This window comes from Hyphomicrobium sp. GJ21 (assembly GCF_001006785.1).
In the GTDB taxonomy this organism is placed as follows: domain Bacteria; phylum Pseudomonadota; class Alphaproteobacteria; order Rhizobiales; family Hyphomicrobiaceae; genus Hyphomicrobium_B.
Window position 1 is genome coordinate 600,772 of sequence record NZ_CDHO01000003.1, and the last position, 13,594, is coordinate 614,365.

Below are 13,594 nucleotides of genomic sequence, written 5' to 3' on the forward strand. Positions count from 1 at the left end.
AGGCTCTCCCAGAAGCCTTGCGTCCTATCAGAAACCTCTGGCCATCGCCAGTTTGGCAGCCTTTGCGCCGGATCGGATCGCGCCTTCGATCGTCGCCGGCAGTCCGGTCGCCGTCCAATCACCGGCGAGCAGCATGTTCGACCATCGCGTTTCGGTCACAGGTCTGAGCGCATCCTGCTCCGGCGTTGCGGCGAAAGTTGCGCGCCGTTCCTTGACGATTTGCCACGGCGGCAACGGCGCGTTGAGCCCGGCGATTTTCGCGACTTCCGACCATATCTGTCGCGCCAGCGGTTCGCGCTCCGTCTCATTGAAACGGTCGGCCGCGCTGACCGTCACCGACAGGCGATCGTCGAACGCGAACAGCCACTCCGTCGTGCCGTTGACGACCCCAATGATTTTCGGCAACCCGGCGGGCGGCGCGATCTTGAAATGCAAGTTGAAGATCGCGCGATAATCCGTCGGCACCGTGAGGCCCGGAACAAGCGTTCGCGCCACCCACCCCGGCACGGCGACAATGACTTGATCGTCCGGAGCAAGGCTCAAAGTCGTGTCTGCAAATTGGATCGCATTAACGCGATCCTCGCCGAACTCGAACGCCCGCACGGCCTCATCGAAGCGAATCTCGCCGCCGTTCTCGCGGATGAATGCGACGGCCGGATCAACCAGCGCTGGTCCAAGACCTTTCGGCGCGAACACCGGCCGGCACGCACGCCCGCCCTTCGCCAAGGTTTCGCGAACGACCGCACCGGCGAGCCGCGCCGATCCTTCCTTCGGATCGCAATTCAGCGCCGCAAGCAGCACCGGATAGAGCAGCTTGCGATAGACCTCACTGCTGCCGTCGATCGTCTGCGTGACCGTATCGGACGGACCTGCGCGCAAAAGATTTCCGAGACGTAAGTAATCGCCTGCGTGCGTTCCCGGCACGCGTCGCCCCTTCGAGAAAACCCACCACGGCACTGGCCCGTCATTCGGCCGCAACGCCCAGCGTTCGCCGGACTGTGCGTCGTGAAAGGTGAACGCGGCGTGATCCGCGATCTCCAGCACATCGCGACCGCCGATCACATCGAGGAAGGCAAGCGCGTTCGCGTTTCCAGACAGAACGAGATGATTGCCGTTGTCGATCGTGAGACCCAGCGCCGGCTCGAAAAACGACCGGCAGCGTCCGCCCGCATGCCGCGCCAGCTCGTGCACGACAACCCGCTTGCCACGTCGCGTCAGCTCAACCCCCGCCGAGAGCCCGGCAAGACCGGCCCCGACGATGTGCATCGTACCCGACGACATTAGAAAATGCCGTCGCGAAGCACGGCCCAGATGACGTAACGCTTCGAACGGCGGACATCGGCGCGCGGCGCGTGCCATCCGCGCGTGATAAGCTTCTCGAGAATGCCGCGATAGACCGTCGCCATCATGCGCGGCGAGCGCGCCGAACGGCGCGGACATCGCGCCATCAGAGCTTCCGAGCGCCGATAGTAGTTCCGCGTTTTCTGTGCAATCCCGCGGCAGACGCGGTCAAGTGCCGGATGCACGAGAATCGCGTCGATGTCGGTCTCGGTGATGCCGCCCTCGATCAACGCCTCTTTCGGAAGATAGAGACGGCCGAGCGTCGCGTCTTCGTCGATGTCGCGCAGGATATTCGTCAGCTGCAAGGCGCGGCCGAGATGATGCGCGAGATCGACGCCAAGTTCGCCCTCGATTCCGAAAATGGGAACCGACAGCCGTCCGACGGCTGACGCGGCACGGTCGCAATAAAGGTCGAGCGTCGCCCAGTCGGGAGCATGGATATCGCGGACGATGTCCATTTCCATGCCGTCCACGACGGCGATGAAATCGTCCTTCTTCAATCCGAACTTGGTGATGGCATTCGCAAGATAGCTCGTTCTGAGCGTCGTGCGACCAGTCGCATAGAATTCATCGAGATCGGCGCGATAGCGTGCGAGTTCCGCCAGCCGCGGCTCGCGCGCGCCGCCGTTGTCCGCCACGTCATCGACGGCCCGGCAGAAGGCATAGACGTGATACATCGCATCACGCTGCTCTTGCGGCAGCATGCGCATCGCCGCGTAGAACGAGCTGCGCGATGCCGCGGGCGCTTCATCATGCGCCAATGTCTGAGCTTGCGACGTCATGCGGCATCATCCCTGACGGCTTGATAGATCGCGCGTCTTCCCGTGGCGCGCGCAACGAGCGTCGAAGCCGTGGCCCGCCCCGCGATCAAGGCCGCGCGTCCTTTCGAGAAATGGACCCGGTCGGACAGCGGGTCACGCGTGCTCAACAAGTTGAGAAGCTCACGCGCAAGAGCGACGATAACCGACGTTTCGACGCTCAGCCGCAAGTCCGACACGCCGGGCGGCAATTGCGAGGCTTCCGGCAACAGCTCTTTCGTCCGCGCGACGATGGCGCGAAGACAGGCCAGCAACTGCGGCGAAGAATGCGGCCGCGCGAGATCGGAAACGTCGGCTCCGTGCCGCGCCAGCTCATCGAGCGGAACATACACGCGATCGATATTGCGAAAATCTTTGCCGCAGTCCTGGACGTGATTGATGATCTGCAGCACCGCGCACAGCGCGTCCGACGCAATCCACGTCGATTTCGATTCACCGTGCACGTCGAGAACGAAACGTCCGACCGGCATCGCCGAATACCGGCAATAGTCGATCAGTTCCGCCCAATCGGCGTACCGGTTTTTGGTAACGTCCTGGCGAAACGCCTTGAGAAGATCGAGAGCATGCTGCGGACTGAGACCGCGCTTTTGTAACTCACCACGCAATGGCAGAGCATCGGCCGCAGCGTCGGAGCGGCCGAGCAACGTATCTTCAAGCGCAGAAAGAATTCTGAGCTTCTCCGCCGGATCGAGACTCGCATGATCGGCGGCATCGTCCGCGGCGCGCGCGAAGCGATAGAACGCGAGGATCGGCGCACGGTAACGCGACGCAATGATCCGCGACGCGACGGGAAAATTCTCGTCGTGCTCGGACTTGCCGGATTTGTATTTCGCGTCGACCGTCATTGCTTTCCTGCTTGCGCCTGAACGCGCCCTTTCCAGAGCCCGCCTCGCCCAGCGCTGTGCTGGTAGGCTGAATCTAGCGTAAAGACTAAATAGGCGGCTGCAATAAGAGGCAAGCCGAAGCCCCAAAGTGGGGAACGGTGGTAAAACCGCAACGTTGGCTGAAACGAAACCGCCATGAGCAGGTACGTAATCCCGGCCAAAAGCCACGCAGGATAACTCCCCGCGAGAAAAATGGCTGGTGGCGCCAAATAGATAACGCTCAGCCCGGCGACGGTGCCGAGGAGCAGCAACGGCGAATAATGAAGCTGCGCATATGCCGAACGCGCAACCATGCGGCGAATATCGTCAACCATAGGATACGACCGGAGACTGACGACACGCTCCGACATTCCAAGCCAGATCGGTCCCTGCACCTTCATGTTCTTGGCGAGCGTACAATCGTCGATCAGAGCACCACGGATCGCCGCGATCCCTCCGGCCCGCTCGAGCGCCAGACGCTCGACGAGCATGCACCCACCGGCGGCCGCGGCAGTCCTCGCGATGGCGCGATTGGCCCACGCGAACGGATAGAGCATCTTGAAGAAAAAGACGAAGGCCGGGACCAGTGCCTTCTCCGCGAAGCTCTCGCAGTTGAGCTTGGCCATCACCGATGTCAGAACGCGGTTCTCGCCTGATGCCCGCTGCACGAGCGAGGTCAGAACATCCGGCTCGTAGCCGATGTCGGCATCGGTCAGCAGGAAGTACTGCGGCGCGTCGGCCTGATCGCTCGCGACCGCGATGCCCTGATGCATCGCCCAGACTTTGCCCGTCCATCCGGAAGGCAGCGCTGCTCCACTGACGACGGTGATCTTGCGGCCCGCTTCGTTCGCGATGCGCTGCGCCACATCCGACGTTCCGTCACTGCTCTGATCGTCGACAAGCACGATCGAAAACTCGCCGGGATAATTCTGCGCGGCGAGCGACGCCAACGAACGCGGCAGCACGTCGGCTTCGTTCCGCGCCGGAATGATGGCGACAATGGACGGCCAATCGAAGTTCGGCGGACTATCTCGAAAGTCGTGCACTTCTTCGCGCTCGCGCGTCCGCCAGAAGCCGCCATGTAGCAGAACGAGATAGAGCCACGCCAGAAGCCCTGCGACCGCAATGATTTCGATCGCGCTCATTTCAAGTATCCCGCCGCGCGAAACCAATCGTAAGCATCAGCCAGAGCCTCTTGTGCCGGTCGCGAGCGGTAGGAAAGCTCGCGCTTCGCCTTGGCGGATGAAAAATACATCTTGTACTTTGCCATCCGAATGCCGTCGACGGTAGCGAAAGGTTCGCGCCCCGTGATCCGCGCGGCAGCTTCGGCGCCATACGCAATCGGATACACGAGCTGACGCGGCAATCGTGTTGTCGGCGCTCGGCGTCCGGCGAGCCGCGAAATCTCCGCCAGCATTTGCCCGAGCGTCATGTCATCGCCGCCCAGAATATAGCGTTCGCCGATCCGGCCCTGGGTCAGCGCCGCGAGATGTCCCGCTGCAACATCATCGACGTGCACGAGATTGAGTCCCGTGTCGACATACGCAGGCATGCGGCCGCAGGCCGCCTCGATCACGATGCGCCCTGTCGGCGTCGGCCGCACATCGCGCGGACCAATCGGCGTCGATGGATTGACGATCACCGCCGGCAGCTTGGACTTTGCGACGTAGCGCTCGACAAGACGCTCGGCCAGAACCTTGCTTTTCTTGTAAGCGCCGATGGCTTCTGCTTCAGTCAAAGGCGATTGCTCGTCAACCGGCGTGCCGTCACCGGACGGCCTTAGCGTCGCGACGCTCGACGTATAAACGATGCGCTCGACACTGTTTGCGAGCGCCGCCTCCATCACCGCACGGGTGCCATCGACGTTGGTGCGGATGATTTCATTTGGATCAGGAGCCCAGAGCCGGTAATCGGCCGCGACGTGAAAAACATAGCGCACGTCGCGCATCGACTGCTGGACGAGATCGGCATCGCGAATGTCGCCCTCGACCACATCGAGTCCAAGGCCGCTAAGATTTGCGGGATTGCTGCTGCGTCTGACGAGCGCACGGACCGCAAATCCCTGGTCGAGCAGAAGGCGCGCAACCGCCGAGCCGACGAAGCCCGAAGCCCCCGTCAGAAATGCGATGCCCTTGTCAGACTTGTCGGACAAGCGATCAGCCTCCCGCTCGCAGGCGCTCGGTAATCGACCCGACTATTCTCTGTACGGAACGATAACATTCCAAGACGCAAGACTCCCCCCACAAGCCTTGCTGACGATCGACAGGCGGCATTATCGCGACGCCACCTGAATGTTCTCGTCAGCCCTTATACGTGATCCGCCAGATACGCCCTGCCGCATCGTCCGCGACATAGAGCGAGCCATCCGGCCCCACCGCAAGTCCGGTCGGACGATGGTCGGCCCCGTCCTTGCCCGAGCGGAAGCCGTCGGCAAACACCATATAGCCGCCGGCGGCCTTCCCGTCTGCAAGAGGCTGAAACACGACGTTGTAGCCTTCCTGCGGTCCCGATGAGCGGTTCCATGATCCGTGAAACGCGATGAACGCGCCTCCGCGATACGCTTCCGGAAACTGCGTTGCGTCGTAAATTTTGACGTCGTTCGGTCCCCAGTGCGCGGGAAACGCCGCGACTGGAGGTATCTTCTCGGCACACCGGCCGATGGCCTTGCCGTCGCCACCGTACTCAGGCGCGAGAACGCGCTTGCCCTGCGCGCCGTCGAAATAGCAATAGGGCCAACCGTAATCGCCGCCATCCTGCAGCAACAAAAGCTCCTCAGCCGGCAGTTCCGAACCTTGCTCCGAATTGTAGAACTTCGGCCAGTTCTCATAGAGCTGATCGCGGCCATGTTGCGTGGCGTACACGCGCCCTTTCGCGTCGACAGTGATGCCGACAGCGTTGCGAATGCCGGTCGCGAAACGCTCGTTCTCCGAAAACACCTGATCCGTTTTGTTCGCGTCGTAACGCCAGACGCCCGCGCGCGTTTTCAGCTCTTCACACGGATCGAGTCCGGGCGACTCTTTCGTTCGATCGTCCTGCTGGCATGAATTCGTCGCCGAGCCGAGATCGACGAAAAGATTGCCCTGCGCATCGATCGCAAAAGGCCGGGCCGTGTGATTGCCGTCGATGGGCAGGTCCTTGAGAACGGTCTCAGGCGCTCCTTGCAAAACAACCTCGCCGTCCTTGCGCGGATAGCGAAGGATACTGCCGCGGCTCTCGACATAGAGCCAATCCTTATACAGGAAAATGCCTGTCCCGCCCGGCACGTCGCCGCCGAAGCGAGCGATGATGTCGGCGCGCCCGTCACCGTTGCTATCTTTAAGAGCGACGATAGGGCCCTCGCCCGCTTTTCCTTGCCGGACGGCGGCATTGACATAAACCGTCCCGTCGGACGCAACGGCGATGTGGCGCGGCGCGCCTTCAATGTCAGCAAATACAGTAGCGCAGAACCCGCGCGGCAGGATCAATCCGCCGTTATCCGCAGGGCAAACCGCAGCATTCTCCGACACCGCACCTTTGTTCGCTGCATCCTGGCCGTAAGCAATCGAACTTGCCGCGAGCGAAACAGCCGCGGCAGCTGCGACGCCGGTAACGAACTTCATAGACATCATTCAGTCCACTATTTGAGGCGCAGAGAGACGAAGACTCTGCAGTTTTCGGAAGCGTCGGATTCACCCGGCCAAGACATTAGCCCGGCCACGCCCTCATGGCCATGTCGGCTACATGTAATAGATCATCGCGCGATGCGCCGCCCGCTGCCTGCACGGACATGCCCTGCGTGACAGTCGATACGAAGCGCGCGAGTCGAGCTGCATCCGCGTCGAAGGAAAGATCGCCCTCGTCTATCGCACGTTCAAGGCGAGCACGCAGTTTTTGTTCCGCTTCCGCGCGCCGTTTGCACAGCTCCTGCTTGATCGCGTCCGATGCTTCGCCACACGTCAAGGCAGCCTGCACCGAAAGACAGCCGCGCGGATTGCTCGGATCAGTAAGCGAAATCGCAACGTTCTTGAGCAACCGCGCAACAACATCGCGTGCTGTCGGTTCCGCCAAAGCTTCGTTCAACGCCCGGCCTGGCCCGCGCTCCGCGTACCGATCCAGCGCTCGGCGAAACAGCTCTTCCTTGTTGCCGAAAGCCGCATAAAGACTTGGACGATTGATGCCCATCGCCTCCGTCAGATCGCTGAGGGACGCGCCTTCGTAGCCGCGTTGCCAGAAAACATGCAGCGCCTTGTCGAGCGCGCTGTCGGCATCGAATTCCCTCGGCCGGCCTTTGTGCGCCTGCACTGTATGTCTCCCAGTCATCGCGTGTTCAGACTCGAAATCATACAATTCCATACCTACCGATACAAATATTCGTTGACAGAGCGCCAGCTCCGTCCATATCTTACCACTCGGTACATATATAGATTGACGAGGTGCACGATGAAAGGCTCCCTCTCGAACGCCAGCGCAATCGTCCAGGGCCTGAAAGGCTGGGTCACCCGCCGCCAATCAGCCCTTAGCGACGTCGAGGCATCGGAGCCTGAAGTTGTAGCAGCCTGCGGATGTGAGGACGACACTCGCCCGTTCGCCGAGGAGCGGGATCGCTGGCCGCTCGGACCCGGCGTCGACAACTATTCCTGATTGATCTCAGACCGACAGCGAAACGCATCGCCATCGCGCGTATCGCGTTTCGCATCTAGGCCGCCGCCGCCGCTGGTATACCGCGCGCCTTCTGCTCACATCCACGCAAAGCAACCCGACAACATCGTTGACACGCGAGGCCGTCGCTGCGATGCGGAGCGCCGCTATCAACGCGCCGGAGACCCCACCATGTCGGCCATCATCTCCGTCGCAGATCTTTCCAAGACGTATGCTTCAGGCTTCAACGCTCTGAAGAACATCAATCTTGACATCCGGCACGGTGAAATCTTCGCCCTCCTCGGACCCAACGGCGCCGGCAAGACGACGCTGATCAGCATCATCTGCGGGATCGTCAACGCCAGCACAGGTCGCGTGACCGTCGACGGCAAGGACATCGCCCGCGATTACCGCGCCGTGCGCGCGATGATCGGACTCGTTCCGCAGGAACTCTCGACCGACATGTTCGAGACGCCGTGGGCGACCGTGAATTTCAGCCGTGGCCTGTTCGGCAAGCCGCGCAATCATGCGTTCGTCGAGAAAGTCCTGAGAGACCTTTCTCTGTGGGACAAGAAAGACAACCGCATCATGACGCTGTCAGGCGGCATGAAGCGCCGCCTTCTCATCGCCAAAGCGCTCGCACATGAACCGCGCATCCTCTTCCTCGACGAACCGACGGCCGGTGTCGACGTCGAGCTTCGCCGCGAAATGTGGGATGTTGTGCGCGCCTTGCGTGCGTCCGGTGTGACGATCATCCTCACCACGCACTACATCGAGGAAGCCGAGGAAATGGCCGACCGCGTAGGCGTCATCGCCAAGGGCGAGATCATCCTCGTGGAAGAAAAAACCGAGCTGATGCGCAAGCTCGGCAAGAAGCAGCTCAATCTTCAGCTCCAGTCACCGCTGGCCGCGCTCCCGCCATCGCTCGCCGCTTACGACCTGCAGCTTGTCAATGACGGTCACGAGCTCATTTACACTTACGATACCCACGCCGAGCGCACCGGCATCACGGCGTTGCTGAACGACATGCGCACTGCCGAAATTGTCTTTAAAGACCTGAGCACCGCGCAAAGCTCGCTCGAAGACATCTTCGTAGACCTCGTGAGGCAAAAGAAATGAACATCGAAGCCGTCCGAGCCATCTACGGCTTTGAGATGTCCCGCTGGGGCCGAACGCTGATGCAAAGCATCGTCTCGCCCGTTCTCTCGACGTGCCTGTACTTCATCGTCTTCGGCTCGGCGATCGGCTCGCGGATCTCGCAGGTCGAAGGCGTGGACTATGGCGCCTTCATCGTGCCCGGCCTGATCATGATGCTGCTGCTGACGCAGAGCACGCTGAATGCCTCGTTCGGCATCTATTTCCCGCGCTTTACCGGAACGATCTATGAGCATCTGTCGGCACCGGTCTCACCCTTCGAGATCGTGCTCGGCTATGTCGGCGCCGCGGCGACGAAGTCGGTCATTCTGGGACTTCTCGTGCTGGCGACCGCAAGCCTTTTCGTGCCGCTCCATATCGCGCACCCATTCTGGATGATCGCATTTCTGCTATTAACCGCCCTCACATTCAGCATGCTCGGATTCATAATCGGCATCTGGGCCGATGGCTTCGAGAAACTTCAGATCATCCCGCTGCTCGTCATCACGCCGCTGACGTTCCTTGGCGGCACATTTTATTCCGTGAAGATGCTGCCGCCGTTCTGGCAGAACGTGACGCTGCTCAACCCTGTCGTCTATCTGATCAGCGGCTTCCGCTGGAGCTTCTTCGAAATCTCGGACGTCAACGTCGGCGTCAGCGTATTGATGACGTTCGTGTTCCTCGCGATCTGCATGGCGATAGCGTGGTGGATCTTCAAAACCGGCTATCGCCTGAAGGCATAAGGCGACACCTGACGAAGCCTTGCCTCTGCGAACTTCACATTCATTGAGAGACACAGAGCGCGCCACAAAAATTGCTTCTCGACAGGCAACACGACCGCCGAACCCGCTGGCAGCCTTTTACAAATGCACAAGTTATGCTTAGTCGTTCATATATTGCCCGGTCCGGATTCGAACGCCCGTCCACGGCAAGTCGACAGGTGATGCCCCGCACCGGCATCCATATTCATAGGCAACGTTCAGGCAACGCGGTGTCTCAATGACTGAGATCAAGCTTCGGATAGACTTCGACAAAGAGCGCTACATCGGCCACGGGCGCATCCAGCTTCTTGAGCTGATCGGCGAGCATGGCTCGATCGCCCAGGCCGCGAAAGCCATGGACATGTCCTACAAGCGCGCCTGGTACTTGATGGACGAGTTCAATTCGATGTTTGCCGACCCGCTGATCGAACGCCAGCACGGTGGGCGCGGCGGCGGCGCTGCCAAGCTGACCCCGTTCGGCGCGGAGCTCGTCCGCCAATACCGCGAGATGGAAGCGAAAGCGCTCTCCGTCTTCGCGAAGCCGCTGGCATCAATGGAAAAGCACCTCGCTCGGCATCAGAAAGCCGTGCGCAAGGCCGGTTAGAGTGCTTCCGGCAAAGTCGGAACCGGTTTTCCGATAAGCAGAACAGCCAAACCAAGGCTCTACGTCGAAGCGAAGTCGCTCCTGCGCTTCAATGCATCATCGCCAGGTAGATCCGCTGCACTGCCGATGGACGCAACCCGTCCGGCCTCCAGTCGCACGACCCGCGATGCGAGCCGCTGCACTTCGTTCCGCGAATGCGTCACATAAACGATCGGAACTCTGAACTCGTCGCGTACGTGCTCGATCAATCCCATGATTTCATTGCGGCGCGCATCGTCGACACCGGAAAGCGGTTCGTCCATCAGCAGGATCTGCGGCGACGACAGAAGCGCCCGAGCCAGCGCAACACGCTGCTTTTCGCCGCCCGACAGCGTCGCGGGCCGGCGCTTCAAGAGACCGCCGATCCCAAGCTCACGCGTCACCACGTCAACAGCCGGACCATCGGCCTGCGCCGACCTGAACCAGCGCCCGAACTTGATGTTCTGCTCAACCGTCAAATGCGGAAAGAGCTGCGCATCCTGAAAGACAAAACCGACGCGCCGCTGGTGACAGGGCACAAAGATGCGCTGCGCGACATCCGTCAGCACACGCCCCGAGACGACGACACGCCCCGCGTCGGGCCGCAGCGTCCCCGCAATGATGTTGAGGATCGTGGTCTTGCCCGATCCCGACGGACCAACCAGCGCCGTGATGCCTGAACCGGCCTCAAACGCCACGTCGAGCAGAAAATCTTTCCGCTGCTGACGAACGTTGAGGCTGAGCGATGGCGCGACACCCGTCATTCGAATACGGCAATCTGCTTTTGCACGCGGCGGTTCAACACTTCCGATGCCACGAGCGCCGCCATCGCAATTCCGATCGAAACGAGTGTCAGCCTGAGCGCCTGCCCTTCGCCGCCGGGCACCTGCGTATAGGTGTAGATGGCCGATGGGATCGTTTGCGTCTCACCGGGAATGTTCGAAACAAATGTGATCGTCGCGCCGAATTCGCCCAGCGCCTTCGCGAAGCAAAGAATGGCCCCGACGATGATCCCCGGCAGCGCCAACGGCAGCGTAACGAGAAAGAAAGTCCAAGTCCGGTTGGCTCCGAGCGTCCCCGCCGCTGTCTCCAGCCGCCGGTCGATGGCATCGAAGGAAAGCCGGATCGCGCGCAGCATCAGCGGAAAACCCATCACGCCGCACGCGAGCGCCGCACCGGTCCAGCGAAACGAGAACGACAGCCCGAAATAGTCGTAAAAGAACTTCCCCGCTGCCCCCTGCTTCCCGAACGTCAGAAGCAGCAGGTAGCCGGTCACGACCGGCGGCATCACGAGCGGCAAATGCAGAAAGCTGTCGAGCATGATTTTGCCCGGAAACTTCCACCGCGCCAGCGCATAGGCAGCAAGAACCGCGAACGGCACGGCAAAGATCGTCGCGACCGTTGCCACCCGAAGGCTCAGGAATATCGCAGTCCATTCGTCTTGAGAGAATCCAAGCACGACGCCAGTCCGCTGTTGTGAATACCGCGCGGCTTACTTCAGGATCGTGAAACCTTGCTTCGCAAACGCGGCCTGTCCTTCCGGCGACTTCAGGAATGCGATGAAAGCCTTTGCCGCGTCTGAATCCTTGCTCGCCGCAAGAACAGCGATCGGATAGATTATCGGCGGATGCGTGTCCTCCGGAAAGACGCCCACGATCTTGACCTTCGGTTCGGCCGCTGCGTCAGTCTCGTACACGATGCCGAACGGCGCCTCACCCTGGGCAACCAGAGCCAATGCCGCGCGCACGTTTTCCGCTTGCGCGATCTTCGCCTCGACAGCGTCCCAGACCCCGAGCTTCTTCAATGCCGCCGAACCATATTTGCCGGCTGGAACCGACTTGACGTCAGCCATGGCAAGGCGTCCGTCGCCGAGCGCATCGGCAAGCTTGAAACCCGGCTCGATTTTCAGTGACGCCGTGCTCGCCTGTGGCGCGATCAGCACGAGCCGGTTGCCGAAAAGATTGACGCGGGTCTCGTCATTGATGAGCTTCGCCTTGGCGACATAGTCCATCCAATCGAGATCGGCGGAAATGAAAATGTCGGCTGGCGCGCCCTGTTCGATCTGCTTCGCGAGAGCCGAAGACCCCGCGTAAGACGCAACGATTTTATTGCCGGTGTTCTTTTGATAGTCAGCGGACGCCGCATCCAGAGCCGTCTTGAGACTCGCCGCAGCAAAGACCGTCGTCGTTGTCGTCTCTGTTTTCTGAGCGACTGCGGGCGCCGACAGCAGCGCAAGCGCTAGCGCCCATGCGGCAACCATCTTGAACGGCGAACGTGAACGAATCTGCCCTGCGAGCATCGGCATCTCACCCTTTGCGATAAACGATATAGCCGGGAAGATATCGAGCCGCGCAGCGTTTGCAACCACATTCAGAAATGAAGCATATCGCAGAGGGGATGTTTCGGCAGGCTACGCTTTGAGGACGATTTTGCCGAAATGCGCCCCGCTTTCCATATGCTGCAAAGCTTGCGGAAGTTCCGCGAACGGGAACACACGGTCGATGACAGGCTTCAGTTTGTTTACGGTAATGGCGTCGTTCATGGCTTCGAACATGACGCGGCTGCCGACATATATGCCCTGAACCGTAACGCCCTTCATCACGACCGGAATGGGATTGACCGTGCCGCCGGTCAGCACGCCGATGAGGCTGATGCGCCCTCCGATCCGCACCGCTTCGAGCGATTGCGGCAATGTGCCTGCGCCGCCGACTTCGACGACATGATCGACGCCGCGGCCATTCGTCAGCGCACGTGCCTTCGCGCCCCACTCCGGCGTCGTCTTGTAGTTGATGAGTTCAGACGCACCCATCTCACGCACGCGCTCGAGTTTGGCATCGCTGCTCGACGTGGCGATGACACGCGCCCCCATTGCGTGCGCGAACTGCAGCGCAAAGAGTGAAACGCCACCTGTCCCTTGCACCAGAACCGTCTCTCCCGCAGCGAGCGCGCCTGACGTGACCAGCGCATGCCAGGCCGTGACGGCCGCGCACGGCAGCGTCGCGCCTTCCTCATCCGAGAGACCGGCCGGCACCGGCACGAAACCGTTGTTGTCGAGGATAACGTATTCGGCAGCGACGCCGGGAATTTCGCCGCCGAGCGCGCTCGCCGATTTTTCCGCTGCTGCACCGCCGCCGACCCATCGCTGCATGAATGTGCCTGCGACGCGGTCTCCGGGCTTCGCGCGCGTGACGCCGGGTCCAACCTCGACGACTTCTCCGACTCCATCAGAAAGGATTTGAAACGGGAACTTGAGCTTCGGCGCATAGATGCCGCGAACGACAAGCAGATCGCGATAGTTGATTGACCAGGCGCGCATCTTGACGAGAACCTGCCCGTGCCTGGGCGTGGGCCGCGGGATGTCCTCGAGCGCGAGCCCATCGATGCCGAAGCGCTTCAGCAGGAATGCTTTCATGGATCGCCTCCGAAGGTTTGCCGAAA

At 61.0% G+C, this 13,594-nt stretch carries 15 protein-coding genes; 4 read left to right on the forward strand and 11 right to left on the reverse strand.

Annotated elements, in window-relative coordinates; translation table 11 throughout:
• Nucleotides 1-27: 27 nt before the first annotated feature.
• From hpnE to HYPGJ_RS11215, 7 genes are all read right to left on the reverse strand, one after another.
• Nucleotides 28-1,281 carry a hydroxysqualene dehydroxylase HpnE gene (gene hpnE / locus HYPGJ_RS11185; RefSeq protein WP_046847241.1) on the reverse strand — a complete coding sequence of 418 codons (1,254 nt, stop codon included), beginning with the start codon at nucleotides 1,279-1,281 and terminating at the stop codon, nucleotides 28-30.
• Entirely contained in the window at nucleotides 1,281-2,123 is an 843-nt protein-coding gene (gene hpnD / locus HYPGJ_RS11190; protein WP_046847242.1) for a presqualene diphosphate synthase HpnD, read from the reverse strand. The genes hpnE and hpnD overlap by 1 nt, the downstream gene beginning before the upstream one ends.
• Nucleotides 2,120-3,004 (reverse strand): squalene synthase HpnC, encoded by an 885-nt coding sequence (gene hpnC, locus HYPGJ_RS11195; protein WP_046847243.1) that lies wholly within the window; start codon nucleotides 3,002-3,004, stop codon nucleotides 2,120-2,122. Before hpnC ends, hpnD begins: the two co-directional genes overlap by 4 nt.
• Entirely contained in the window at nucleotides 3,001-4,167 is a 1,167-nt protein-coding gene (locus HYPGJ_RS11200) for a glycosyltransferase (protein ID WP_052750883.1), read from the reverse strand. Before HYPGJ_RS11200 ends, hpnC begins: the two co-directional genes overlap by 4 nt.
• Nucleotides 4,164-5,174, reverse strand: a complete 1,011-nt coding sequence (hpnA, locus tag HYPGJ_RS11205) for a hopanoid-associated sugar epimerase (protein WP_046847245.1) — start codon at nucleotides 5,172-5,174, stop codon at nucleotides 4,164-4,166. Before hpnA ends, HYPGJ_RS11200 begins: the two co-directional genes overlap by 4 nt.
• Before the next feature lie 148 nt (nucleotides 5,175-5,322).
• Nucleotides 5,323-6,621: a PQQ-dependent sugar dehydrogenase gene (locus HYPGJ_RS11210; protein WP_244466096.1), complete on the reverse strand. Its 1,299-nt coding sequence runs from the start codon at nucleotides 6,619-6,621 to the stop codon at nucleotides 5,323-5,325.
• An 85-nt stretch (nucleotides 6,622-6,706) separates the two neighbouring features.
• On the reverse strand, nucleotides 6,707-7,321 hold the full coding sequence (locus HYPGJ_RS11215) for a TetR/AcrR family transcriptional regulator (protein ID WP_046848339.1): 615 nt from the start codon (nucleotides 7,319-7,321) through the stop codon (nucleotides 6,707-6,709).
• 120 nt (nucleotides 7,322-7,441) lie between these two features.
• Between HYPGJ_RS11215 and HYPGJ_RS11220 the strand changes: the two genes are divergently transcribed.
• From HYPGJ_RS11220 to HYPGJ_RS11235, 4 genes are all read left to right on the forward strand, one after another.
• Nucleotides 7,442-7,642: a hypothetical protein gene (locus HYPGJ_RS11220; RefSeq protein ID WP_046847246.1), complete on the forward strand. Its 201-nt coding sequence runs from the start codon at nucleotides 7,442-7,444 to the stop codon at nucleotides 7,640-7,642.
• A gap of 189 nt (nucleotides 7,643-7,831) precedes the next feature.
• On the forward strand, nucleotides 7,832-8,758 hold the full coding sequence (locus tag HYPGJ_RS11225; RefSeq protein WP_046847247.1) for an ABC transporter ATP-binding protein: 927 nt from the start codon (nucleotides 7,832-7,834) through the stop codon (nucleotides 8,756-8,758).
• On the forward strand, nucleotides 8,755-9,516 hold the full coding sequence (locus HYPGJ_RS11230; protein ID WP_046847248.1) for an ABC transporter permease: 762 nt from the start codon (nucleotides 8,755-8,757) through the stop codon (nucleotides 9,514-9,516). Before HYPGJ_RS11225 ends, HYPGJ_RS11230 begins: the two co-directional genes overlap by 4 nt.
• A 256-nt stretch (nucleotides 9,517-9,772) precedes the next feature.
• The gene (locus HYPGJ_RS11235) at nucleotides 9,773-10,138 is read left to right on the forward strand and encodes a winged helix-turn-helix domain-containing protein (protein WP_046847249.1); all 366 of its coding nucleotides are present in this window, start codon (nucleotides 9,773-9,775) and stop codon (nucleotides 10,136-10,138) included.
• Nucleotides 10,139-10,197: 59 nt separating this feature from the next.
• Here HYPGJ_RS11235 and HYPGJ_RS11240 read toward each other — a convergent pair whose 3' ends face one another.
• The 4 genes from HYPGJ_RS11240 to HYPGJ_RS11255 all read right to left on the reverse strand — a co-directional run bounded on the left by HYPGJ_RS11240 (nucleotide 10,198) and on the right by HYPGJ_RS11255 (nucleotide 13,568).
• Nucleotides 10,198-10,920, reverse strand: a complete 723-nt coding sequence (locus HYPGJ_RS11240; protein WP_046847250.1) for an ATP-binding cassette domain-containing protein — start codon at nucleotides 10,918-10,920, stop codon at nucleotides 10,198-10,200.
• Complete coding sequence (modB, locus tag HYPGJ_RS11245; protein ID WP_046847251.1) at nucleotides 10,917-11,615, reverse strand: molybdate ABC transporter permease subunit; 699 nt, start codon at nucleotides 11,613-11,615, stop codon at nucleotides 10,917-10,919. The genes HYPGJ_RS11240 and modB overlap by 4 nt, the downstream gene beginning before the upstream one ends.
• A 33-nt stretch (nucleotides 11,616-11,648) precedes the next feature.
• Nucleotides 11,649-12,455, reverse strand: a complete 807-nt coding sequence (modA, locus tag HYPGJ_RS11250; RefSeq protein ID WP_046848340.1) for a molybdate ABC transporter substrate-binding protein — start codon at nucleotides 12,453-12,455, stop codon at nucleotides 11,649-11,651.
• Nucleotides 12,456-12,566: 111 nt separating this feature from the next.
• Nucleotides 12,567-13,568, reverse strand: a complete 1,002-nt coding sequence (locus tag HYPGJ_RS11255; RefSeq protein WP_046847252.1) for an NAD(P)-dependent alcohol dehydrogenase — start codon at nucleotides 13,566-13,568, stop codon at nucleotides 12,567-12,569.
• Nucleotides 13,569-13,594: the final 26 nt, after the last annotated feature.

What these genes read in the sequence shown, in the direction of transcription:
- hpnE (WP_046847241.1), bottom strand. Translation starts at nt 1,281, where the DNA reads ATGTCGTCGGGTACGATGCACATCGTCGGGGCCGGTCTTGCCGGGCTC.
- hpnD (WP_046847242.1), bottom strand. Translation starts at nt 2,123, where the DNA reads ATGACGTCGCAAGCTCAGACATTGGCGCATGATGAAGCGCCCGCGGCA.
- hpnC (WP_046847243.1), bottom strand. Translation starts at nt 3,004, where the DNA reads ATGACGGTCGACGCGAAATACAAATCCGGCAAGTCCGAGCACGACGAG.
- HYPGJ_RS11200 (WP_052750883.1), bottom strand. Translation starts at nt 4,167, where the DNA reads ATGAGCGCGATCGAAATCATTGCGGTCGCAGGGCTTCTGGCGTGGCTC.
- HYPGJ_RS11210 (WP_244466096.1), bottom strand. Translation starts at nt 6,621, where the DNA reads ATGAAGTTCGTTACCGGCGTCGCAGCTGCCGCGGCTGTTTCGCTCGCG.
- HYPGJ_RS11215 (WP_046848339.1), bottom strand. Translation starts at nt 7,321, where the DNA reads ATGACTGGGAGACATACAGTGCAGGCGCACAAAGGCCGGCCGAGGGAA.
- HYPGJ_RS11220 (WP_046847246.1), top strand. Translation starts at nt 7,442, where the DNA reads ATGAAAGGCTCCCTCTCGAACGCCAGCGCAATCGTCCAGGGCCTGAAA.
- HYPGJ_RS11225 (WP_046847247.1), top strand. Translation starts at nt 7,832, where the DNA reads ATGTCGGCCATCATCTCCGTCGCAGATCTTTCCAAGACGTATGCTTCA.
- HYPGJ_RS11230 (WP_046847248.1), top strand. Translation starts at nt 8,755, where the DNA reads ATGAACATCGAAGCCGTCCGAGCCATCTACGGCTTTGAGATGTCCCGC.
- HYPGJ_RS11235 (WP_046847249.1), top strand. Translation starts at nt 9,773, where the DNA reads ATGACTGAGATCAAGCTTCGGATAGACTTCGACAAAGAGCGCTACATC.
- HYPGJ_RS11240 (WP_046847250.1), bottom strand. Translation starts at nt 10,920, where the DNA reads ATGACGGGTGTCGCGCCATCGCTCAGCCTCAACGTTCGTCAGCAGCGG.
- modA (WP_046848340.1), bottom strand. Translation starts at nt 12,455, where the DNA reads ATGCTCGCAGGGCAGATTCGTTCACGTTCGCCGTTCAAGATGGTTGCC.
- HYPGJ_RS11255 (WP_046847252.1), bottom strand. Translation starts at nt 13,568, where the DNA reads ATGAAAGCATTCCTGCTGAAGCGCTTCGGCATCGATGGGCTCGCGCTC.